Source organism: Ensifer sp. GW101-20A05, from assembly GCF_059424735.1.
The window spans coordinates 106,996-126,182 of the sequence record NZ_JBWKZT010000001.1 but is presented as its reverse complement, the minus strand read 5'-3'; the positions used below and the strand labels follow the sequence as shown (position 1 = coordinate 126,182).

The window sequence follows — 19,187 nt, the reverse complement described above, 5'->3', positions numbered from 1 at the left end:
GTTCCAGACGGTGCGAGACGGCAGAAGAGTTGACAAAGTGGCGGCTGACCGGAACCATCTCGTCGTCAACAGAAACAGTGCCCACAATCAAATCATGCAGATATCGATACCGCAGGAGGCTTTTCCCGCGTTGGGAACTGTCGCAAATCCCGCTGTGCTCTACGATGGGCTCAGCGCTTTTGTCTGTTATGAAGCTGCTCCGAGCGCTGGCGGCGGTAATGTCGTTCTCAAGTTCGGCGACGTTATCGATTTCCGGATTACGCCGATGAATGTCGATGGCCTGCCGGAGTGCAGGTACCCAATCCGTCCATGGGCGTTCAATGAAGTCGTGGACGGTGACGAAGCGGCCAAATGGAAAGTCCTCAATCCGCGTTTCTGGCTCATATCCTTTAACGACGTAACGATCGAGGTTCTGTTCGAGACGGTCTCGCTCGAGCTTCATGACGAGCGAGGCGGGCCGCTGCCCAGGACGCTGATGAGCGCCTTGAGATGACGGTCTGAAGACGGCAGCTTAGCCGACTCACTCTACTCCCGGCTTCTTCTCCGCCGACGACCGCCACCCTCGCCATCATCGCCCGTCACCTTGCGCTCCGGCAAAGTCACGACTGCAGAAAGCTTCGGGAAGGCGTCGACCTTGTTCGGCATCGCCATGGCGTTGACGAAGTGCTCCTGAAACTTTGATTCAAGCGCCGTCTCTATCTTCTCGATTTTGCTGACGGTTTGCTCGATCTCGCGACGGTGGCCGCGGTTAAGCAGCGCCATCAGCGCGCCGGTGCCGGCGGCGTTGCCGACGGCCTTGACCTCGTCGAGGTCGCAGTCCGGAATGAGGCCCAGGACCATCGCGTATTTCGGGTCGATGAAGGAGCCGAAGGCGCCGGCAAAGCGGATGGTGTCGACATGCTCGATATCGAGCTTCTCCATCAACAGCTTGATGCCGGCATAGAGGGCAGCTTTCGCAAGCTGGATGGCGCGGATGTCGTTCTGCGTCACGGTAATGCGCTGTTCGCCCTCGTGCAGCAGATAGGAGAAGGTGCGGCCGTTGGGGATGATGCGCGGGCTTTTCGCCGCCATCGCGCCATCGACGACGCCATCCTGCGAGATGATGCCGGAAAGGTACATCTCGGCGACGATCTCGATGATCGCCGAGCCGCAGATGCCTGTCACGCCGACGGAGGCGGCCGCCTCGGCAAAACCTTCCTCGTCCGACCACTTGTCGACGCCGATCACCCGGAAGCGCGGTTCCAGCGTTTCGGGGTCGATACGCACGCGCTCGATGGCGCCGGGGGCGGCGCGCTGGCCCGAGGAGATTTCAGCACCCTCGAAGGCTGGGCCTGTCGGTGACGAGGCGGCGACGACGCGGTCCTTGTTGCCGAGCACGATCTCGGCATTGGTGCCGACATCGACGAGCAGCATCATCTTGTCCTGGCGATAGGGACCTTCGGCGAGCGTGGCACCCGCCGCATCGGCGCCGACGTGGCCGGCGATGCAGGGCAGCATATAGAGCCGCGCGCCGCGGTTGACGTCGATGTCGATCTCGTGCGCCCAATATTGCAGCGCGCCGGAGACGGCGAGCGCAAACGGCGCCTGGCCGAGTTCCGTCGGGTCGATGCCGAGGAACAGGTGGTGCATGATCGGGTTGCCAACGAAGACCATGTCGAGAATGTCGTGGCGGTCGACCTCACCCTCGGCGCAGACCTTGCCGATGAGGCCGTTGACCGCTTCGCGCACCGCCTTGGTCATGGCTTCCCGGCCGTCCGGGTTCATCATCACATAGGAGACGCGGCTCATCAGGTCTTCGCCGAAGCGGATCTGCGGATTGGAGGCGCCAGAGGAGCCGACGATGCGGCCCGAGAGCAGCGACACCAGATGCATCGCGATGGTGGTCGAGCCGATGTCGCAGGCAACGCCATAGGCCTCGTTCTTCAGGCCCGGCCACAGGCCGACGATGAAGGGGCGGGACGAATCCATGTCGCGGTGGATGGCGGCGGTGACGGCCCAGTTGCCCTTGCGCAGGATCGTCTGGACCTGCGGGATCAGGTGCGGCGCAATCAGGAGATCCTTCCAGCCCCAGTCCTTTTCCAGCATCACCTTGAGACGGTCGAGGTCGCCGAGCGGCTTGTGCATGTCGGGCTCGTCCACCTCGACATAGCAGAGCTGGACGGCGGCATTGCGCTCGATCACCCGATCGGTCGCGGCCTTGCGCACGACCTGCGCGTTGATGACAGTGTCCTGCGGCACGTCGATGACGAGGTCGCCGAGGATCTGGGCGGAACAGGAGAGGCGGCGGCCATCGGGCAGGCCGCGGATCTTCTCGTAGCGATCTTCCTTGGCGCCCTTTTCCGAGATGTGCTCGTTGGAGGAAACGATCTTGTGTTTGGCGAAGTTACCTTCCTGCACCACGATCTGACAGCGCCCGCAGGTGGCCCGCCCGCCGCACACACTTTCAACATAGACGCCGAGCTTGCGCGCCGCATCGAGAACCGGGGTGCCCACCGGGAAGCGGCCGCGTTTGCCCGAAGGCATGAACAGCACCAGAGGTTCCTTTTGCGCGGCTTCGGTCATGTTGGTCTCGATCTCGGAAGTGCCTTCGATGCGCATGCTCTAGTCTTTCGTCAGGTCCGCTTCAACAGGTGAGCGAAGCACGGCTAAACGGTTTCAGACTGCACCGGAACGCCGCCCGATAGTTGTCCAATCCCGACATGGAAGCATCTGTTTCAAACAGTTAAGGCGTGAGGCTTGGTGGCCGGTCAGGCTACTTGCGCGATAGACGCCGGGCGTTGCTGCGCACCCGCTTGCCATAGGGCCTGAGCGCTGCGGACGCAATCGCCGTTCCGTGGCCGGAGGCCGTGCCGCCGGCCATCAGCCGCAGCGTGTTGTCGAAGGCAGCTTTCCAAAGGGCCATGTTCACGGCCATGACGCTTTCCGCTGAGGCCGCAATCTTCTCGGAGATCATGCGGTGAAGCTCGGTTACGTCGTGGGACTTGCCCGTAAGCGCCGCCATCTGCATCTCCTGCAGCCGGACGGCGATGACGAAGGGGGCTTCGAACCAGAGGGTCGCGGCGTCGAGGCGAAGGCGGCGTGTCATGGTGATCCCTTGTGCTGTGAGGTGGGGTGCCGAAGTCGGTGGTATAGCGCTCCCGTTTGTATCACCGCGAATGCGACGGGAGGAGGGCGGCGACGAGACGCGGATGGCTTCTCATGCCGTTCCCCCTCGCAAGACGTAACCTACTCGCTCGCTGCCGCACCGCCGGTGCGGGCCGCGCGACCGCCGCGGCGTCCACCGCTGGCGGCTGCCGGTGCGGCCGCAACGACGTGGCCACCGTCGGCCGGCTTGTGGTCGCGATAGGTCTTGATCCAGTGGGTGCAGTTCGGGTCGGTGCCGTTCAGAACGTTGGCGGCGCGCACGGCCTCCATTTCCTGCGGGCGGCAGGGGTTCATGATGGCCGACGTCATGCCGGCGCCGATGACCATCGGGATGAAGCCGGCATTGATGCCGTGGCGGTGCGGCAGGCCGAAGGAGATGTTGGAGAGGCCGCAGGTGGTGTTGACCTTGAGCTCCTCGCGGAGCCGCCGCAGCAGCGCGAAGACCTGCCGGCCAGCGTCGCCCAGGGCGCCGATCGGCATGACCAGCGGATCGACAACGATGTCGTGCGGCTTGATGCCGTGATCCAGGGCGCGCTCGACGATCTTCTTGGCGACGGCGAAACGCACGTCCGGGTCCATCGAGATTCCGGTTTCATCGTTGGAGATAGCCACCACCGGTACGTCGTATTTCTTGACGAGCGGGAGGATCGCCTCGAGCTTCTCCTCTTCGCCGGTGACGGAATTGACCAGCGGGCGGCCCTTGGCAACGCGCAGTGCCGCCTCGATCGCGGCGGTGACGGAACTGTCGATCGCCAGCGGTACATCGACGAGGCCCTGGACGATTTCGAGCGTCTTGACGAGCAGCGGCGGCTCGGTCTCGTTCGGGTTGACGGCGGTGACGCCGGCGTTAACGTCGAGCATCGTCGCGCCCGCTGCCACCTGCTCCAGCGCATCCTTGATCACCGTGTCGAAGTTGCCCTCGATCATTTCGGCGGCGAGTTTCTTGCGGCCGGTCGGGTTGATGCGTTCGCCGATGACGCAGAACGGCTGGTCGAAGCCGATGATGATCTCGCGGGTGGCGGAAGCGACGATGGTCCGGGTCATGCAGGGTCCTTTGTCAATTGGCGTCGGGCTATGTAATCACGCCCAGGAAGTCGATGATAGGCGCCTTCTGATAGGCGCCGGTTTTGTCTGCGGTCTGGTCAGTGCGGATGATGGGCTGCGGCTTCGGCCATCTCCTGCTGGTTTTCTTCCTTGCCTTCGCGAATATGCTCCAGCCGCTCGGCAACGAGCGCATCCTCAGGCAGCGTCTCGTGCTTCCAGGGCCGGCGGCCCTTCAGCACGCCCGATTCATGCACGATCTCTGCGACATATTCTTCCTGGCGATAGGCCATCACGTGGATGCCGGAGACACCTTCGATCTCCTTCACCTCGTTGATGATGTCGATGCAGAGCTGCTTGCCTTCCTTCTTCTGGTCCTGCGCGCCTTCCAGGCGGGTAATGACGCTGTCGGGGATATGGATGCCCGGAACGTTGGAGCGGATCCAGCGGGCGGTCTTGGCCGATGCCATCGGCCCGACGCCGACGAGGATATAGCACTTCTCGTGCAAGCCGAGGTCGCGCACCTTCTTCATGTATTCGCGGAACATCGGCACGTCGAAGCAGTACTGGCTCTGCACGAACTGCGCGCCGGCCTCGATCTTCTTGGCGAGACGATAGGGGCGGAAATCGTAAGGCGGGGCGAAGGGGTTGATGGCGGCGCCGAGGAACACCTGCGGCGGCGTCGTCAGCTTGCGGCCGGAAAGGAACTTCGAGTTGTCGCGCATGATGCGCACGGTTTCGAGCAGCGACATGCAGTCGAGGTCGAAGACCGGCTTTGCGCCCGGCTGGTCGCCGGCCTGCACGCCGTCGCCGGTCAGGCACATGATGTTCTGCACGCCCATGGCCGAAGCGCCGAGCACGTCGCCCTGGATGGCGATGCGATTCTTGTCGCGGCAGGCGATCTGCATGATCGGCGCATAGCCCATGCGGGTCAAAAGCGCGCAGATGCCGACCGAGGACATGTGGCAGTTGGCGCCGGATGCATCCACCGCGTTGATGCCGTCGACCCAGCCGTCGAAGACCGCGGCGCGTTCGTAGACGTCCTGCGGGTTGGCGCTGTCGGGCGGGTTGAGCTCGGCGGTGACGGCAAATTCGCCGCGACGCAGAACACGCTCCAGACGGCCGCGGGAGGAATGGCCGGGCAGGGGCTCAAGCGGCGCGCCGGGATCGAAGGGATTGATATCGGGGCTCATGCCTGGCCTTCCTTGGATGCCGCTTCACGCTGCGCTGCGGCTTCCGCCGTCACGCGCAGCCAGGACGAAGTTTCGCGCAGCGACTGGTTGACCGGCTTTTGCACGTTCATGATCGCATTGCCCTTCTCCATGTTCTGCGAGCCCTTCCAGGCCTGCACCCAGACGCAGGGCATATCCGGCTCGACCTCGCAATTGCCGTTGGCGCGCACGCCGCCGCAGGGGCCATTGCGCAGCTGCTTCGGACAGTTCATCGGGCAGGACATGCCAGTTGAAGACAGCGCGCACTGGCCGCACATGCGACAGTCGAAGAGGAAACCCTTGACGTGACGCTCGACGAAGGTGATCGGTCGCTCGACCCGGCCGTAGCCGAGGGCGTTCCAGAGCGGATGCAAGAGCAGGAATACATCGGCGAAGCGGTTGTAGAACCACTCGAGGAAACGGGAGTTGCGCACGGCCCAGAGGCGAACCGTATATTTGTGGCGCGACCGGCGGCTCGGAGAAACCCCGGTCGGGGTATAGGCGCCTGTCGCAGCCTTTGCCCCAGGTGCTGCGTTGCCCTTCATGATCTTCGGTTCGCCTGCGGGCTTGGCGTCAGCCATTGTCACGGCCTCCGGCTTTGACGAGCGCCACGAGGCGTTCGCGGTCATAGGCGGCTTCAAGCTCGGCGGCAGCGCCGTCGGCTTCCGCTTCCAGATCGTCGGACACCGGCACCGGATCGGCCTTGCGCCATTCGGCGAGATAATCGTCGGTTTCGGCGGCACCGGTGCGCATCGCGCACATGTCGATCGCCTCGGTGAAACGCAGCGACAGCTCGCGCTTCGCCGTCGTGCGGCCCTTCTTGATGATGACCTGGGCCGGAATGTCGCGCCAGTAGACGATAATGCGATCTGCCATCGGGTGTCGTTCTCCTCCCCTGCATGTTTCCTTTAATCGGAGCCGATTAAGGATCAAAAACATGCAGCACTCTAAAGCGCTACAGCGACCTTTGCGCGCCTGATACGACGCGCAGCGCTGTAGGTGCGACAATGCGCATGTACAGGCGTCCGGGCTCATCTCGCCACGACGTCGGATATGTCCAAAAACGACGCTGGGCGACGAGCCGCCGCGGGCGCGCTTCACGGGACGCGCGAGCGTCGGTCGAGCGGCCGGGCGTGTCAATGCCGTTCGGAGCGGATTGCCCACAGTTTCAGGCTTTTAGCGCGCATGTGACAGGAACGTTAACCCTTTGCACCGCTTACCAGATACGACGTGTGAGCCCATTCCACACCCAGGCCCAGATTGGCGGGTGAAACCATTGCCGTGACGGACCTGCGACATCGACGGGCCGCAGTTTTCCGTCAAGCGCATCTGTGACTGCGGCAATCGCAATATCGGTGGAAGCAGCCGTCTGCAGCAGCGGATAGGTGTGCATCGTGTCGCTTTGGCTCGGCCTTTGGCGTGACTGGTAGAGTACGCCGCCGGTGTCGACGCCGGCATCGACCAGATGCACGGTCGCGCCGAAGTTCTCCGCATCGTCGTTGACCAGCGCCCAGTAGCCGCCCATCAGGCCGCGATAGGTGGGGTTGATGCCGGCATGGAAATTGAGGACCGGGCAGGGGATCGCGGCAAGCGTTTCGGCCTTCAGCAAGCGGCAGCTGATGAGGAAGATGACGCCGGGTTTCAGCGCGCGGATTTGCTTGATGGCGTCGGCGTCGTTGATCGAAGCCACGGATTTGATCGGGATCGACGAATCGAGTTTTCCCGAGACCTTGTAGGTGGCGAAGATTTCTTCCGCGCGGCTACGGGTAAAACGCTTGCCGAAGCGCGAGGCGATCATGGTGGCAAGCTGCCCGAGCGCCATCGGCCAGCCGAGCTTGCGGGCGCGGCGACGCAGGAACAGGCCCTTGGATTCCGGCTGTTCCTCGATGACGGTCACATCGGAAAAGCGGCCAGCGAGCGCGTTGATCATGATCCACGGGTTCTCACCGCCCGCCGTGACCATGACGATAGGGCCGGGGCGCTTGCCGGCGGCTTGATTCGGACTGGCGATTTCGGTCATGGCGGCCCCATGCGTGAACAGGGCCAAGATATGCAGGCTCGCCCGTTACCGGCGGCTTAACTGGTTCCAGTACCATTCGGCCACACCGCCGCCGAGCACGACCAATGCCACGGACTCGAGCAGCGCTACGTCTTCCGTCAGGTTGCAGACCGCACCGATCAGCAGAGCCAGAAGCAGGCCGGCCGCACATCCAAGCGCATAGGGCAGATATTCGAGGAATTTCACTGCTGTCTCCTCCGACAGGCGTGGCGATCTTCTTCAACATAGCCTCACGGCAAGGGCGCCGCGCTGCTGATGGTTCGCCGCATGGTTGCCGATGGCTATGAGATCACCTTGACTCCCTCCATTGCCTTGTCAAGCTGCGCTTGGCAGGAAAGCCTGAATTCGTTCCGCCGGCAACGCACCCAGCCATCCAGGACGATGAAGCAATGGGCGACATTCAATCCAGACGCATGATCCTCGACTTCTTGAGGCAGCACACCTTGGCCGTGATCGCGACCTGCGGCCGGGATGGCAGGCCTGAAGCGGCGGCTATCGATTTCTCGGTGCGAGACGACCTGGAAATCGTGTTCGACACGTTCGAACATACCCGCAAGTTCGCAAACCTCTTGGAGCAGAGCCGCATCGCGCTCGTCATCGGCTGGGACAACAACATCACCGTTCAATATGAGGGCGACGCGACGAAGGTCTCCGCCGATGATCTCGAGCGATACCAGGAAGCGCATGTGAAAAGCGTTCCGGCCGAAAGAGAGTTTGTCGAGAAGGGTGCCGTGGTGTTCCGGGTCGAACCGCGCTGGATTCGCTACTCCGATTACAGCAAGACTCCTCCCGACGTGATCGAGCTCGGCTTCTGAAGTTTGGACCTTGCCGTCATGAAGCCGCGGTGATGCGGCGGTGAATACCGCCGAGACTTTCCTTGAACCGCTCGAACGTCCCGTGCTCCGTCAGCTCTCGCAGCACCTGTTCGTTGATGCCGCCGCGTGTCGCGTAATCCTCGGCGAGATGCGCGAAGCTGGCATCCGGTGTCGTTGCCGGTGCCTGACCCAAAGCCCCAAACAGCGAGGCCACATAGTCGCGGCCCTTGGCGTCCTCCACGCCGTTGTCTTTCAGCCAGCCATGGATCGTTTCGAGATATTTGAAGTAGCTGGCATAGGTGGCCGTCGCCACGCTCAGCACATCGAACTCGCTCTCGCTTTCAACCTCGATCGCCTTGCCGAGCCTGCCGAAAAACGCTGCCATTTCCGGATCCGGCGGGAAAATGATCGTCGGCCCCTGGCGGATCGCGATCATCGGCATCGGCAATGCCTTGGTCACCCGCTTCACCGGGCCGACCATGGCGGCGATCTCATTGCAGGAGAAGGTCGCGATCAGGCTGACGACATGGTGATCCGGCCGGAAGCGCAACAGCGGCAGCACTTCGCGGGCGATCTGTGGCCGGACGGCAAGCATGACCGTGTCGCAATCGTCCAGGACCGCCTGATTGTCGGCCGCCACCCGCACATCGGGAAACCGCGCGGCAAGGCCCGCCGCGATCTCTTCGTTGCGTGGCGACAGCACGACCGGCGTGGTTTCGCCCGGAAGCGATTTGAGCCCGGTGACGATCGCAGACGAGAGTGCGCCGGTGCCGATGAAGCCGAGTTTCATGAGAAGTCCTGTCGCTTGGTGATTTCAGCAGATCCGTGAAACTGCCGGGTGCCGCATGCACGGGTCCTGGTTTGTGGTTCGCGGAACAATAATACCAAAGGCGCTGGCGACAAGCGGTCGCGACAGCGTCGCCCACAGGGTAGCGGGACGCATTTCAACAACGGAGTTGAGGTTGCCACACCCTGTCGCCGCCTGCGGGGAGAGGGGACGTGGACAGTGAAGTCGCCGAACAGGGCGGCGATCCTGTGAGACCAAGGGGTGTTGGGCGCGAGCGGGTGCCGCGGGTTTCCTTCCGAGATCTAGCGGCCGAGATCTAGCGGAAGTCCGCGGCTGTGAGGATATAGATTGTCCGGCGCCCGTTGGCATAGGCTGCCCTTGCGACTTCGTAGATCGAGTTGCGTGCGGCGTCGAATGCCTGGAGGCAGGCCGCCTCGGTCGTCCGGGTGGGCGCGCCACGGGCCAGAGCCGCCGCCTCGACATAGAAGGGCACTTCGAACATGCCGTCGTGGCCAAGGAAGCGAACGGCGTTCCTCGCACCATCGAAGCTTCGGGATTGGTTTGGGAAGCTCAGTGGCATGGTGTGATCCTTTTAGCGGTAAGCCAAGTTGGCCAGCGGTGGGTCGGCCGGGTAGACGCGTGAAGACGTGCATTCATCTTCGCGCCGCGCCATCACAAGATCCGCCCGAAGAGGATTGTGGTAACGACGACGGCGATCGCGAGCGAAAGGGCAATCCAGGCAAGCAGACCGCGATAGTCGAAGAGATAGATCTGAGCCGGTATGTGGTACTTCATGATCGCCTCCTGTGGCTGATCTGTTCGGACCGCTTGGCTTGGTGTTTACAAGATGTGTGCAGTTCTGAACGCCCGTTCGGCCCGTGCGATCGCGTCGTTGCCGGCATTGACGAGTTCGAGATTGCCTTCATCGGTTACCCGCTCATGGCATTCGCCGTTGCTGCGTATGCGGTACTGGAGCGCATTGTCGCGGATCGGCAGCGTCGCGGTAATGCGATATGTTTCTCCGACAATTGACTCCCTCGTCAGCGCCCCTCTGGAGCGAACGAGCTGGCCAACGTGAAAACGGTGGACAGGCGACTGGGCGCGCGGACTGCGGATGATGCGTTTGGTGAACGTTAGCGTGTTCATGATGGTCTCAGTCCTCTAAAAATGTGCTTGGGCACGGTCGGCCGGACAGCTGCTCAAAGATGGCTTGGCGCGGGCGAACAGATGTCCCGAAGCGAGATGTGCTTCGAGACGAAGCGTTGGCCCAAGCACTGGAACCGAAGCTTGCGTATCTGTCGAAAATTTAGGAGATCGGGGCGGTTCGAAGTTCTGATACCGCGAAAGCCACATCGGCCAAATCTACTTGGCTTAATATAGCGCGTCGATTGAGTTTCAATTGAGGCGGTTGTGTCTGCTGGCGGGGATGCGCGCGCCTGTTGGCGGGCTTGCCGGAGGTTCTCCGGATGTCGGGGCTCATCAACCGTCACTCCCTCACGGTTTTCCGTTGTCCGCTCGATAAAGCCCCGCGTCAATTGCCGATGTGGTAAGCTCATCGTTTGGAATTGGAGACTGCGATCGAAGGGGCCCTGAACCGAACGGCTGCCGACACCTTGCAAAAGGCGCTTGCACGTTTCCTTACTCAAGCCTGATGACGCCCGGCCGCGATGATCTCATTCGAAGAAGGAGAGGCGCAATGTCCTCCCGTTTGGTCTTCTGCCTGCTTCTGTTTGCCCTGTCGGTTGTCCTTGTCTGGGCCTTCAGACCGCCTCAGGGCAACGCCGATGGTCGCTCAGCCATGCCGCATCTGGCGGATCAGGGCCAGGTCGTGAACCCCGATTGTGGACTGGGCTGAACCATGGCAACGCTACGGTACGGTCTCAAGGTCGAAGCCAACAATGTCTGGGCGGTGGTCGATGTCTTCACCGGGCAGCCGGTCGTTCTTCACGGCTCTCTGCTGTCGAACTTGCCGCGCGATGAAGCGGATGATCTTCTGGATATTCTCAATCTCAAAGACGGCATACGCAGGGGCACGATAAAGGTTCCGCCCCGCCCGCCGGAAGATGAGAGCTAGTTCCGCCGCACCAAGGCAGCCGCCACGGCGGTTGACGTTGTCGGTCAAGGTTCCGCTCTTGTCCGAGCCGATAGACGCCTCCAACTTCGCGTTCGTGGAACCGCAATCGAAGCGACACGTTTGCATGTGTTAGACTTCGGGGCACTACTGGCATTCCGCCGGCATCCCCGATGGGAAAAATCATGAAAACCTTTCTGATCGCATTGGGCGTGGCTGCCGCTACGTCATGGACGGCCTTTGCCGCAGAACCAGGCAAGATGGTCGACACGAAGATGGGCAAGGTCATGGCCACGGATACAGGCATGACCCTCTACACGTTCGACAAGGACACCAAGGGCAAGTCGAACTGCGACGCCGATTGCCTGAAGAAATGGCCGGCCTTCCACGCCGCAGCGAATGCAAAGGCAGATGGCGAGTGGTCGTTGGTCAAGGACACCGCCGGCAAGCAGATGTGGGCCTACGACGGAAAGCCGCTTTACACCTATGCCGAAGACACGAAGGCTGGCGACGTCAAGGGTGACGGCGTCAACGGCGTCTGGCACCGCGCCAAATAACACCCCAAACGACGGCGGGCGGCTTTATGGCCGCCCGCCTCTGGGCGCCGGAACGAAGGCACATCTGGCGCGTTACATCCTACGTTGGAGTACAGCAAAAAATAGCATCGTCCATCATCTTGATCGACGATAACCAGGGTACTCCCAGGAGACCCAAATGGATATCACCACACTACTCATCATCGTTCTCATCGTTCTCTTGCTCGGCGGCGGCGGCTGGTACGGTCGCGGTCGCTGGTATTGAGCCATTCGTCTACGGACGGACACGTAGGCCCTTTCTGAATGGATCGGGTTGTCCGAGGGAGACCTAGCAAGGCGGGCAATTGCCCGACATTGCGTCGTATGAGTTCGTGAGCGAGCCACGTTGCGGTCACTCAAATCTCTAGCCTCGTCGGACCTGCGCCGGCAGTCCATCGGATGCCGGCCTAGGCTCGTCGTCTGCTCGATCCGGCGAGTGTGTCGTCTGTGAAAAGGTGCCCCTGGAGGAGGCGGATCGGGCAATGTCAGATTCTCGCAGATGGATAGGGCCTGTTCTCGGTACGGGCGCGCTTGCCCTGCTGGTGATCGGTTGCGCCCTGGTCCTCTGGCCCTTCCTGTCGGCTTTGTTGTGGGCTGCGGTGATCTGTTTCTCGACCTGGCCGCTCTACCGCCAATGCGAACGTGCCGTCGGAGGATATCGCCCAGCTGCCGCGGCGATAATGACGATGCTGGTCGTCTTTGTCTTGGCAGCACCCCTTGCGTTCCTTGTGACCGCGCTCGTGGACGATATAAAGACTGTTGCCGAAGCGATTGCGCACGTCCTGGAAGAGGGGCCGTCGGTGCCGCCCAACTGGGTCAAGGGCCTGCCGATCATTGGCGAAGGCGTTGCGGCCTACTGGGAGAACCTCGCTCATGACGCCCCAGCGTTCATAGCTGAACTCAAGAAACTGACGGGACCCGTCACCGATATGGCGCTTGCAGGCGGAGCGGCCCTCGGGGCCGTCCTGCTTGAGCTCGCACTCAGCATATTCATCACCTTCTTTTTGTTCCTGCATGGTCGCCGTATGATCGGCTTCATGCGCCAGATCAGCGAGCGCGTTGCCGGTCCCCGCGCCAAGAGATTGCTGATGGTCATCGGTATGACCGTGAAGGGTGTCGTCTACGGCATGATCGGAACTGCCCTTGCGCAGGGCTTGCTGGCCGGCACCGGGTTCTGGATCGCCGGTGTGCCCCAACCGATATTGTTGGGCGGCCTGACCTTTGCACTGTCATTCGTGCCGGGAGGCCCGCCGTTTCTCTGGGTACCGATGGCGCTTTGGTTGCTGTTGCAAGGTTCCATGGGCTGGGCGATCTTCGTCGCCGTCTGGGGGCTCCTGCTCGTCAGCAGCATTGACAACTTTCTTCGGCCGTATCTGCTCAACCAAAACAGCAACCTGCCGGTGTTGCTCGGCTTGTTTGGACTCGTCGGCGGAGTGCTTGCCTTTGGGCTGATCGGGCTCTTTCTTGGACCCACCCTGTTGGCGGTCGCTTACAACTTGTTTCTCGAGTGGGTCGCAGCCGAGCTCGAAGAACGGGCGCAAACAGTGTCCCCTTCCGGCGTGCCCGAGGATACGAGAACCACGGCAAGAAACTGAGCTCCGATCAATGGAACGTTCCAGGTGTTGCGGCGCGATCAAACGCCATGCCGCCACCCTGATTTTCCCCATCGGTCCAATTCTTCAGACGAAAAAGGCGAGGTGAGCATTTGCGGTCTGATTGACGACCTTGGTGGCGATGGCGATCGCGGTCAGGGCAATGTCCGTCGCCTGCTCTTCGTCGAGCGTCGCGTCTGAAGCAGCTTGGCGGGGGATGCCGCTAATTCCGGCGGCGGAGGCGGTGTCCTTTCCGCCCGGCCTATTTCATATAGGCGCGCACCACGTCGACCAGTTCCGCCGCCGCTTCATCCCGGTCCTTTTGCGACAGGTCGGCCGCGGCCAGATGCATGTGGATGTGGTCCTCGACAACCTCCGCCATCAGGCCGTTGACCGCGCCGCGGATGCCGGCGATCACCTGCATGACCTCGGCGCAGCCCTTTTCCTCCTCGAGCATCCGTTCGACCGCCTCCATCTGGCCCCGGAGCCGCCGGACCCGGTTGATGAGCTTCTGTTTTTCACGGATGGTATGGGTCATCGGTCACTCCGGTTTCGGGCGCCGTCACTATGCGGCCCGTGCTTCTGCGAGAACCGAGGTCAGCGCATCGGCGAGGACGTGCAGATAGGCGGCGCGCAGGTTTCGATCCTGCCCGCCGTGGTGTCCGTGGTGATGCCCATGGTGTTCGTGATGGTGATGGCCGTGATCATCCTTCAGCAGCCAGGCGCAGACCAGGTTGACGACGAGGCCGGCCACGGCGACGAGAATGGCCTCGCTGAAATCGATGCTGACAGGTGCGCTCAGGCGCTGGAGGCTTTCCTAACCGATCAGCAGCGCGATGAGCGCCAGCACGATGGCGCTGGAAAAGCCGGCGAGGTCGCCAAGCTTTCCGGTGCCGAAGGTGAAGCGGCGGTTGTTCGAATGCTTGCGCGCATAGAGATAGGCGAGTGCAGCAATCAGCATCGCGGCGGCATGGGTCGACATGTGCCAGCCGTCGGCAACGAGCGCCATCGACCCGAAGACCTGCCCGGCCGCGATCTCGATCACCATCATCGTCGCGGTGACCGCGATGACGATCCAGGTCCGCCGCTCGTTGCGCTCGTGATTGCCGCCAAGGAAGACGTGATCGTGGCGCGCCGCGAGCACGCGTCCTTCGCCATGCGAATGCCCGTGGTGACTGTGGTGGTGATGATGGTCGTGTTGGTGATTGCTCATGCCGCTGGCTCCAATATTATATAGGGGGGTACCCTATATAAGGCTCGCCGTAAAGTGCTCGGTTCCTGCTTCCGCCGCCGTCAGACAATGTCGTTGCCGGCGGCAATGGGCGCTGGCGGCATCAGCCTCCGTGATCGGCTCTAGCCGGCTCGACCGAGGGCGATGGCCGAGCCCGTGAACGGCAGCACCCGCTTGTAGCCCACCGGCGTCGGCTCGATCTGCGTGGCGGCGGACGTGCCGAATTGCGTGATGCCCGCGCCGAGATAGTGTGCGAAATCATGGCGGCGACCGCCGAAATCGAACGGTGCGCTTGCAATCAGGCGGGCCGAAAACACATTGGTGCCGAACAGCACCGCCGTTGTCCCAGCGATGGTGTCGGAGACCGTGGTTCCCACCACCAGGCTGATCCGCCGGAACGTGGCTATGCATTCTCCCTTGGCGAAGGAGGCGGGGTCATCGAAGGTTCCAACCGGCTTGCGCTGAAGATAGAGCGAAAATTCGCCGACCGGGTCGAGGCCGAGAGACAGGACACCGTTTGCCGCCGCTTGCGCCTTGAAAGGCTTGGCGGCGAAGGTGAAATGGGCAGTCGTTTCGCCCGGTTCTCCATCAAACATCTGGGCATCAAGAAAAGGCAGGTGCAGGAAATAGCCGTAGTCGGCCAACGTGCCGTCGTTCGCCTCGTAGAAGCGGCCGGTGGCGTACTAGGCGAGTTCGGCGGAAAGCAGTGCGCTCATGACGGGCAATCCTGTGGTCAGCGGTGGAGTTGCAGCCAGCAGGTTGTGCAGCGTTCTGTCCTATGCGGGAAGGCCCATCGTGGCGCGTGTGCCGGTCGGAGCGCCCAATCAACCGATAGAGTAAATGCGCGCTAGCAGGGCCAGCGTGTGATGCCCCAACCTGCGACACCGCGCGCCATGCGCGACAAGTCGCATACTCACGCCCTGATCAGCGAGGTCGCGAGATCGCCATAGCCAGTGAAGCGGTACTCGCATTCAAGCCCGAGATAGTCCGCTGCCTTCTTCGCCTTTTCCTGCAGGGCTTTGTCCTCCTGCTGCGAGAGATAGACCAGCTTGCGGTAATGGCCGAAATACATGTCGCGCAGCTCCGGATGCCGGTCGAGGCCGAGCGGGTCGATGACGAAGGTTTCGAACTGGCGGGCGAGGAAATCGGTAAGGAAAAAAGCGGTTATGTCGTCGTCCCGGCGGCGGGCGAAATCCCTGTTGCCGGCAAAGAAGGAATAACGGTGCGGGCCGGGGATGCGCTCGACCTCTTCAATTCGCAGAGCCGGTCGAGATGGCCGCCGGAACCGCAGCCTTTGCCCGGCTCGATAAAGGATCAAGCCGGGCTGGTGCTTGTGTCAGGCCGCTTTTTCGGCGGTCTGATTGACGACCTTGGTGGCGATCGCGGTCAGGGCAATGTCCGTCGCCTGCTCTTCGTCGAGCGTCGTCTGAAGCAGCTTGGCGGCGTCTTTCATGCCCAACTCCAGCGCCCAGGTCCTCAGCGTGCCGTAGCGTGACATTTCGTAGTGTTCGACAGCCTGTGCGGCTGCAAGTAGTCCGGCGTCGAGCGCGGGCGAGCCTTGATACGCTTCCATGATCGAGGCGCCTTCCTTGGTGATGCCCATGATCGCGTCACAGGTCTTCTTCTCAGGCTTCTTGCCGATGATCTTGAACACTTCGTCCAGCCGCTCGACATGGACCTTCGTCTCTGCGAGATGCTTGATAAACGCGTCCTTGAGCGGCTTGCTCTTGGCGGCATCGCGCATCTTCGGCAGCGTGTCGACGATCTTGTTCTCGGCGAAGTAGACGTCCTTCAACGTATCGTGAAAAAGCACGTCCAGTGTCTTGATGTCCTTGGCCATGATGGCTCCTGTTGTTCGAGGGCTCACTGTCATGTTCCAGGCGACGCGCCTGGCCGTGCTGGCTGCTCGTGAGCGGCGGCCAGATAGCAGAAATCGGACGGTTGGAACGGCGGTTACAGTTCGACGGGTAGAGCGACTACTGGGCGTCTCGACCGCAAATCTGTTGCCTGTGTTCAGCCGAGATCGTGGTTCTCTCGGGCCAATGCTGTTTGTATGTCAACGATCGAGTGGCGCTTCGCCTCGGGCAGGCTGCCCCGTGTCTCGTGCCATAGGGCACATTCAAGGAGCGAAGCCTCGTCGGTATTGCCGAACCGAAACTCGTCCACAATGAATCTGGCCAGGCGGTCGGCATGGTCGCCGGGACGCTGAATACATATTTTCGAGCAGGTCGCTTCAAAAACCCTCCGGACCACCACGATGTCGTGGTGGCTGAGATTATGGCCCGTCAGGTTGGGCAGCGTGTACATCGAATTCTCCCTTCCGGCGCCGGAATAGCGCACGCGATCAATCGGTTAGCCGCAAGCGGCGGTCAGGCCGCAGGCTTGGCGACGACATCCGAAACGGCGCCGCCCTCGTCATCCCATCGGTCAATCGCCTCGGCTTTTAACTGTGCCGGCGTCTGATGTTCGCCGTTTGAGGCATCCGCACGCTCTACAAGTGCTGCGGCGAGCGTCGCACTGGTGTCGATGCCGCTTTCGAGAGCAGTCATCAGGAAGCGTGCCGCGGCAAGCCGTCCGGCCGGATCTGCCGTCGCTGTCGTTCCGTAGAAACCGGCAACGGTAAGCACCTCGACCAACAGGCTGAGGTCGTCTGAATCAAGATAGTGTTCTGGATTGCTGGAAGACACTACGTCCTCCTTTGGTTGGGGCGCAGGCACGGAAAGGCCTGTTTGCGACAGCGCCCGCTTCAATCGCTGTCGATGGAGCACCCTGCACGCGTTGTCGCGCCAGCGCAAAGAACTTCACTCAAGCACCTTGAGCGTGTTTCGACTGGTCCTGGGGCGCCGTTATGTCTCGTGCGTCCATCGCATTTGCCAGATCGAGCCGGCGGGGGCCGGCCTTTGCGAAGATTTCGCGCGCGGCAAGCGGTGGCAGGCGATAGGCCACAATGAACTCTTCGAGATCGTAGACTGCGTCCCAGCCACGAAGCAGGGCCTCTTTGTCATACTTGAAATGCCTGGTCACTGGAGACGCTCCCGCGTGTTGGATCGGTGCTTGGCGCAAAGACGGCCAATTGTCAGGCGGCAGAGGAAGCGTCAGGGGTGGAGATATGATCTGGTAGCTAAACGAGGTGGAGCGCACATGGTTCCAAAATAAATTCTGAAGTCGACGAGATTTAAATTGAATAGTTACAGATCGTGAGGCCTGGTTTTTCTCGAGATATGTTTTCGAGTGTTTCTTCTCTTGAAGATTGTTTCGGTTTGTCTTGCGCATGTCATTGTATATGCGCGTGGATCCAATTTTTTGTGTGTTTGTCTATTTGTGTAGGTCGAGCGATCGTGCCTATATGCTTGGATCGAGGAATTTTCCCAGGCCTTAGCCATGACCCTTGCTGTTATCTCCACATATGCTCTGGCACTGTTCCTGGCCGCGGTCACCCCGGGGCCTGCCATGTTCGCGGTCATTTCCACCAGTATCAGCCGTGGCGTTGGCCCGGCGCTGGCCTGTGGCCTCGGTATCGCGCTCAGCGATATGGTGCTCGTAAGCGTCGCGCTTGCTGGCCTCACGGTCATTGCACAGACGTTCGGCTGGCTGTTTCTTGCCATCAAATATGCTGGCGCCGGCTATCTGATTTTCCTCGGATATCGGATGTGGCGCGCGGCTGCGACGGTTGAGGCGGAGGTGGCATCGGGCGAGCGCAGATGGATGCGCTCGCTGGCGCTCGGCGCTGCCATCGGCTTCGGCAATCCGAAGGCGATCCTCTTTCATGCCAGCCTGATGCCGCTGATCCTCGACCTCGAAAGCCTTGATCGCTTCGGGATCGGGACGGTGCTTGCCGTCGTTTTCGCGGTCAATGTTGTCACGATGGGTGGCTATGCGCTCTTGTCTGCGGCATCGTCACGGTGGTTCCGCACCACCCGGGCGGTCCGGGCGCTGAACCGGGTGGCCGGCAGCGCCATGATTGCCACCGGCCTCGTGATCGCCGCGCGCAGCTAGATCTGCCGCGGCCACTTCGGCCGCCGTTCCATCACGCCCTGATCAGCGACGTCGCCAGATCACCGTAACCGGTGAAGCGATATTCGTATTCCAACCCGAGCGTTTCGGCTGCCTTCTTCGCCTTTTCCTGCAGGGCTTTGTCCTCCTGCTGCGAGAGATAGACCAACTTGCGGTAATGGCCGAAATACATGTCGCGCAGTTCCGGATGCCGGTCGAGGCCGAGCGGTTCGATGACGAAGGCTTCGAACTGGCGGGCGAGGAAATCGGTGAGGAAAAAGGCGGTGATGTCGTCGTCCCAACGGCGGGCGAAATCCGCGTTGCCGGCGAAGAAGGAATAACAGTGCGGGCCGGGGATGCGCTCGACCTTTTCCTCCTCGCAGAGCCGGTCGAGATGGCCGCCGGTGCCGCAATCGGCATAGGCGACGAAAATGCGCTCGAAGTCTTCGGCGCGCGCCTTGGCGATCGCGTCACGAATGCCCGGCGTGATCTTTTCAGGCGTGTTGTGCCAGATGGCGGGCAGACAGTTGAGGTCGATATGGGCGAGCCCGTTTGCCTCGCAGATCGCCAGGATTTCGCGCGCGATGGCGCCACAACCGATCACGTGAACTTTTTTCGGTTGTGCACGTTCTATTGCCGACGATATTTTTTCCATCTTGATTCCATGT

The 19,187-nt window shown here is 61.6% G+C and carries 26 protein-coding genes and 2 pseudogenes; 6 read left to right on the top strand and 22 right to left on the bottom strand.

The window, feature by feature from the left end; genetic code table 11:
* Positions 1–37 precede the first annotated feature (37 nt).
* Positions 38–493 carry a hypothetical protein gene (locus AC070A_RS00640; RefSeq protein WP_245299211.1) on the top strand — a complete coding sequence of 152 codons (456 nt, stop codon included), beginning with the start codon at positions 38–40 and terminating at the stop codon, positions 491–493.
* A 32-nt stretch (positions 494–525) separates the two neighbouring features.
* On the opposite strand, the gene AC070A_RS00635 is transcribed toward AC070A_RS00640, so the two are convergent.
* From AC070A_RS00635 to AC070A_RS00600, 8 genes are all read right to left on the bottom strand, one after another.
* The gene (locus AC070A_RS00635) at positions 526–2,598 is read right to left on the bottom strand and encodes an ASKHA domain-containing protein (RefSeq protein ID WP_058323480.1); all 2,073 of its coding nucleotides are present in this window, start codon (positions 2,596–2,598) and stop codon (positions 526–528) included.
* Between the two features lie 154 nt (positions 2,599–2,752).
* Positions 2,753–3,085: a hypothetical protein gene (locus tag AC070A_RS00630; protein ID WP_057254103.1), complete on the bottom strand. Its 333-nt coding sequence runs from the start codon at positions 3,083–3,085 to the stop codon at positions 2,753–2,755.
* A gap of 140 nt (positions 3,086–3,225) precedes the next feature.
* On the bottom strand, positions 3,226–4,188 hold the full coding sequence (locus AC070A_RS00625) for a methyltetrahydrofolate cobalamin methyltransferase (protein ID WP_093234631.1): 963 nt from the start codon (positions 4,186–4,188) through the stop codon (positions 3,226–3,228).
* Positions 4,189–4,286: 98 nt separating this feature from the next.
* Complete coding sequence (locus AC070A_RS00620) at positions 4,287–5,378, bottom strand: methylenetetrahydrofolate reductase (protein ID WP_057254108.1); 1,092 nt, start codon at positions 5,376–5,378, stop codon at positions 4,287–4,289.
* Entirely contained in the window at positions 5,375–5,977 is a 603-nt protein-coding gene (locus AC070A_RS00615; RefSeq protein WP_093234630.1) for a methylenetetrahydrofolate reductase C-terminal domain-containing protein, read from the bottom strand. Before AC070A_RS00615 ends, AC070A_RS00620 begins: the two co-directional genes overlap by 4 nt.
* The gene (locus tag AC070A_RS00610) at positions 5,970–6,272 is read right to left on the bottom strand and encodes a virulence factor (protein WP_113737622.1); all 303 of its coding nucleotides are present in this window, start codon (positions 6,270–6,272) and stop codon (positions 5,970–5,972) included. The genes AC070A_RS00615 and AC070A_RS00610 overlap by 8 nt, the downstream gene beginning before the upstream one ends.
* Positions 6,273–6,612: 340 nt before the next feature.
* The gene (locus AC070A_RS00605; RefSeq protein WP_113737662.1) at positions 6,613–7,416 is read right to left on the bottom strand and encodes a formyl transferase; all 804 of its coding nucleotides are present in this window, start codon (positions 7,414–7,416) and stop codon (positions 6,613–6,615) included.
* Between the two features lie 45 nt (positions 7,417–7,461).
* Positions 7,462–7,641: a hypothetical protein gene (locus tag AC070A_RS00600; RefSeq protein WP_058327025.1), complete on the bottom strand. Its 180-nt coding sequence runs from the start codon at positions 7,639–7,641 to the stop codon at positions 7,462–7,464.
* Positions 7,642–7,844: 203 nt separating this feature from the next.
* On the opposite strand from AC070A_RS00600, the gene AC070A_RS00595 reads away from it, so the two are divergent.
* Complete coding sequence (locus tag AC070A_RS00595) at positions 7,845–8,270, top strand: pyridoxamine 5'-phosphate oxidase family protein (RefSeq protein ID WP_058323485.1); 426 nt, start codon at positions 7,845–7,847, stop codon at positions 8,268–8,270.
* Positions 8,271–8,286: 16 nt separating this feature from the next.
* Here the strand turns inward: AC070A_RS00595 and AC070A_RS00590 are convergent, their stop codons facing one another.
* The 4 genes from AC070A_RS00590 to AC070A_RS00575 form a co-directional block, all read right to left on the bottom strand.
* The gene (locus AC070A_RS00590) at positions 8,287–9,060 is read right to left on the bottom strand and encodes a pyrroline-5-carboxylate reductase (protein WP_058323486.1); all 774 of its coding nucleotides are present in this window, start codon (positions 9,058–9,060) and stop codon (positions 8,287–8,289) included.
* Positions 9,061–9,373: 313 nt separating this feature from the next.
* Positions 9,374–9,637, bottom strand: coding sequence for a DUF1488 family protein (locus AC070A_RS00585; protein WP_057254121.1), 264 nt, complete (start codon positions 9,635–9,637; stop codon positions 9,374–9,376).
* A gap of 92 nt (positions 9,638–9,729) precedes the next feature.
* A complete protein-coding gene (locus tag AC070A_RS00580; protein ID WP_093234627.1) occupies positions 9,730–9,852 on the bottom strand; it encodes a hypothetical protein in 123 nt (40 codons plus the stop codon).
* Between the two features lie 45 nt (positions 9,853–9,897).
* Entirely contained in the window at positions 9,898–10,203 is a 306-nt protein-coding gene (locus AC070A_RS00575) for a hypothetical protein (RefSeq protein ID WP_113737623.1), read from the bottom strand.
* Between the two features lie 550 nt (positions 10,204–10,753).
* Here AC070A_RS00575 and AC070A_RS00570 point away from each other — a divergent pair.
* Positions 10,754–10,912: a hypothetical protein gene (locus tag AC070A_RS00570; RefSeq protein WP_162771004.1), complete on the top strand. Its 159-nt coding sequence runs from the start codon at positions 10,754–10,756 to the stop codon at positions 10,910–10,912.
* Positions 10,913–10,924: 12 nt separating this feature from the next.
* Here the strand turns inward: AC070A_RS00570 and AC070A_RS00565 are convergent, their stop codons facing one another.
* Positions 10,925–11,179 (bottom strand): hypothetical protein, encoded by a 255-nt coding sequence (locus AC070A_RS00565; RefSeq protein WP_143032969.1) that lies wholly within the window; start codon positions 11,177–11,179, stop codon positions 10,925–10,927.
* Between the two features lie 134 nt (positions 11,180–11,313).
* On the opposite strand from AC070A_RS00565, the gene AC070A_RS00560 reads away from it, so the two are divergent.
* Together AC070A_RS00560 and AC070A_RS00555 are read left to right on the top strand one after the other, a co-directional pair.
* Complete coding sequence (locus AC070A_RS00560) at positions 11,314–11,685, top strand: COG4315 family predicted lipoprotein (RefSeq protein ID WP_057254125.1); 372 nt, start codon at positions 11,314–11,316, stop codon at positions 11,683–11,685.
* 500 nt (positions 11,686–12,185) lie between these two features.
* Positions 12,186–13,298, top strand: coding sequence for an AI-2E family transporter (locus AC070A_RS00555; protein WP_113737626.1), 1,113 nt, complete (start codon positions 12,186–12,188; stop codon positions 13,296–13,298).
* Positions 13,299–13,557: 259 nt separating this feature from the next.
* Here the strand turns inward: AC070A_RS00555 and AC070A_RS00550 are convergent, their stop codons facing one another.
* The 8 genes and pseudogenes from AC070A_RS00550 to AC070A_RS00515 form a co-directional block, all read right to left on the bottom strand.
* A complete protein-coding gene (locus AC070A_RS00550; protein ID WP_043619696.1) occupies positions 13,558–13,833 on the bottom strand; it encodes a metal/formaldehyde-sensitive transcriptional repressor in 276 nt (91 codons plus the stop codon).
* Between the two features lie 45 nt (positions 13,834–13,878).
* Positions 13,879–14,508 (bottom strand): annotated as a pseudogene (gene dmeF, locus AC070A_RS00545) (CDF family Co(II)/Ni(II) efflux transporter DmeF); the annotation flags it as partial.
* Between the two features lie 140 nt (positions 14,509–14,648).
* Positions 14,649–15,122 (bottom strand): hypothetical protein, encoded by a 474-nt coding sequence (locus tag AC070A_RS00540; protein WP_162771005.1) that lies wholly within the window; start codon positions 15,120–15,122, stop codon positions 14,649–14,651.
* A 317-nt stretch (positions 15,123–15,439) separates the two neighbouring features.
* A pseudogene (locus tag AC070A_RS00535) lies at positions 15,440–15,816 on the bottom strand (DUF1638 domain-containing protein); the annotation flags it as partial.
* A 46-nt stretch (positions 15,817–15,862) separates the two neighbouring features.
* Entirely contained in the window at positions 15,863–16,366 is a 504-nt protein-coding gene (locus AC070A_RS00530) for a YciE/YciF ferroxidase family protein (RefSeq protein WP_113399757.1), read from the bottom strand.
* Positions 16,367–16,539: 173 nt separating this feature from the next.
* On the bottom strand, positions 16,540–16,833 hold the full coding sequence (locus AC070A_RS00525; RefSeq protein ID WP_113737628.1) for a hypothetical protein: 294 nt from the start codon (positions 16,831–16,833) through the stop codon (positions 16,540–16,542).
* Positions 16,834–16,895: 62 nt separating this feature from the next.
* On the bottom strand, positions 16,896–17,213 hold the full coding sequence (locus AC070A_RS00520) for a hypothetical protein (RefSeq protein WP_057254138.1): 318 nt from the start codon (positions 17,211–17,213) through the stop codon (positions 16,896–16,898).
* 118 nt (positions 17,214–17,331) lie between these two features.
* Complete coding sequence (locus tag AC070A_RS00515; protein ID WP_113737629.1) at positions 17,332–17,550, bottom strand: hypothetical protein; 219 nt, start codon at positions 17,548–17,550, stop codon at positions 17,332–17,334.
* A gap of 357 nt (positions 17,551–17,907) precedes the next feature.
* Between AC070A_RS00515 and AC070A_RS00510 the strand changes: the two genes are divergently transcribed.
* Positions 17,908–18,522 carry a LysE family translocator gene (locus AC070A_RS00510; RefSeq protein ID WP_113737630.1) on the top strand — a complete coding sequence of 205 codons (615 nt, stop codon included), beginning with the start codon at positions 17,908–17,910 and terminating at the stop codon, positions 18,520–18,522.
* A 31-nt stretch (positions 18,523–18,553) separates the two neighbouring features.
* On the opposite strand, the gene AC070A_RS00505 is transcribed toward AC070A_RS00510, so the two are convergent.
* The gene (locus AC070A_RS00505) at positions 18,554–19,174 is read right to left on the bottom strand and encodes a DUF1638 domain-containing protein (RefSeq protein ID WP_113737631.1); all 621 of its coding nucleotides are present in this window, start codon (positions 19,172–19,174) and stop codon (positions 18,554–18,556) included.
* Positions 19,175–19,187: the final 13 nt, after the last annotated feature.

Coding starts and splice junctions, on each gene's coding strand:
- AC070A_RS00580 (WP_093234627.1), bottom strand. CDS start 9,852: ATGAAGTACCACATACCGGCTCAGATCTATCTCTTCGACTATCGCGGT.
- AC070A_RS00605 (WP_113737662.1), bottom strand. CDS start 7,416: ATGACCGAAATCGCCAGTCCGAATCAAGCCGCCGGCAAGCGCCCCGGC.
- AC070A_RS00555 (WP_113737626.1), top strand. CDS start 12,186: ATGTCAGATTCTCGCAGATGGATAGGGCCTGTTCTCGGTACGGGCGCG.
- AC070A_RS00635 (WP_058323480.1), bottom strand. CDS start 2,598: ATGCGCATCGAAGGCACTTCCGAGATCGAGACCAACATGACCGAAGCC.
- AC070A_RS00620 (WP_057254108.1), bottom strand. CDS start 5,378: ATGAGCCCCGATATCAATCCCTTCGATCCCGGCGCGCCGCTTGAGCCC.
- AC070A_RS00595 (WP_058323485.1), top strand. CDS start 7,845: ATGGGCGACATTCAATCCAGACGCATGATCCTCGACTTCTTGAGGCAG.
- AC070A_RS00585 (WP_057254121.1), bottom strand. CDS start 9,637: ATGCCACTGAGCTTCCCAAACCAATCCCGAAGCTTCGATGGTGCGAGG.
- AC070A_RS00610 (WP_113737622.1), bottom strand. CDS start 6,272: ATGGCAGATCGCATTATCGTCTACTGGCGCGACATTCCGGCCCAGGTC.
- AC070A_RS00590 (WP_058323486.1), bottom strand. CDS start 9,060: ATGAAACTCGGCTTCATCGGCACCGGCGCACTCTCGTCTGCGATCGTC.
- AC070A_RS00505 (WP_113737631.1), bottom strand. CDS start 19,174: ATGGAAAAAATATCGTCGGCAATAGAACGTGCACAACCGAAAAAAGTT.
- AC070A_RS00530 (WP_113399757.1), bottom strand. CDS start 16,366: ATGGCCAAGGACATCAAGACACTGGACGTGCTTTTTCACGATACGTTG.
- AC070A_RS00550 (WP_043619696.1), bottom strand. CDS start 13,833: ATGACCCATACCATCCGTGAAAAACAGAAGCTCATCAACCGGGTCCGG.
- AC070A_RS00560 (WP_057254125.1), top strand. CDS start 11,314: ATGAAAACCTTTCTGATCGCATTGGGCGTGGCTGCCGCTACGTCATGG.
- AC070A_RS00510 (WP_113737630.1), top strand. CDS start 17,908: ATGACCCTTGCTGTTATCTCCACATATGCTCTGGCACTGTTCCTGGCC.
- AC070A_RS00525 (WP_113737628.1), bottom strand. CDS start 16,833: ATGTACACGCTGCCCAACCTGACGGGCCATAATCTCAGCCACCACGAC.
- AC070A_RS00630 (WP_057254103.1), bottom strand. CDS start 3,085: ATGACACGCCGCCTTCGCCTCGACGCCGCGACCCTCTGGTTCGAAGCC.
- AC070A_RS00575 (WP_113737623.1), bottom strand. CDS start 10,203: ATGAACACGCTAACGTTCACCAAACGCATCATCCGCAGTCCGCGCGCC.
- AC070A_RS00570 (WP_162771004.1), top strand. CDS start 10,754: ATGTCCTCCCGTTTGGTCTTCTGCCTGCTTCTGTTTGCCCTGTCGGTT.
- AC070A_RS00615 (WP_093234630.1), bottom strand. CDS start 5,977: ATGGCTGACGCCAAGCCCGCAGGCGAACCGAAGATCATGAAGGGCAAC.
- AC070A_RS00625 (WP_093234631.1), bottom strand. CDS start 4,188: ATGACCCGGACCATCGTCGCTTCCGCCACCCGCGAGATCATCATCGGC.
- AC070A_RS00540 (WP_162771005.1), bottom strand. CDS start 15,122: ATGTTTGATGGAGAACCGGGCGAAACGACTGCCCATTTCACCTTCGCC.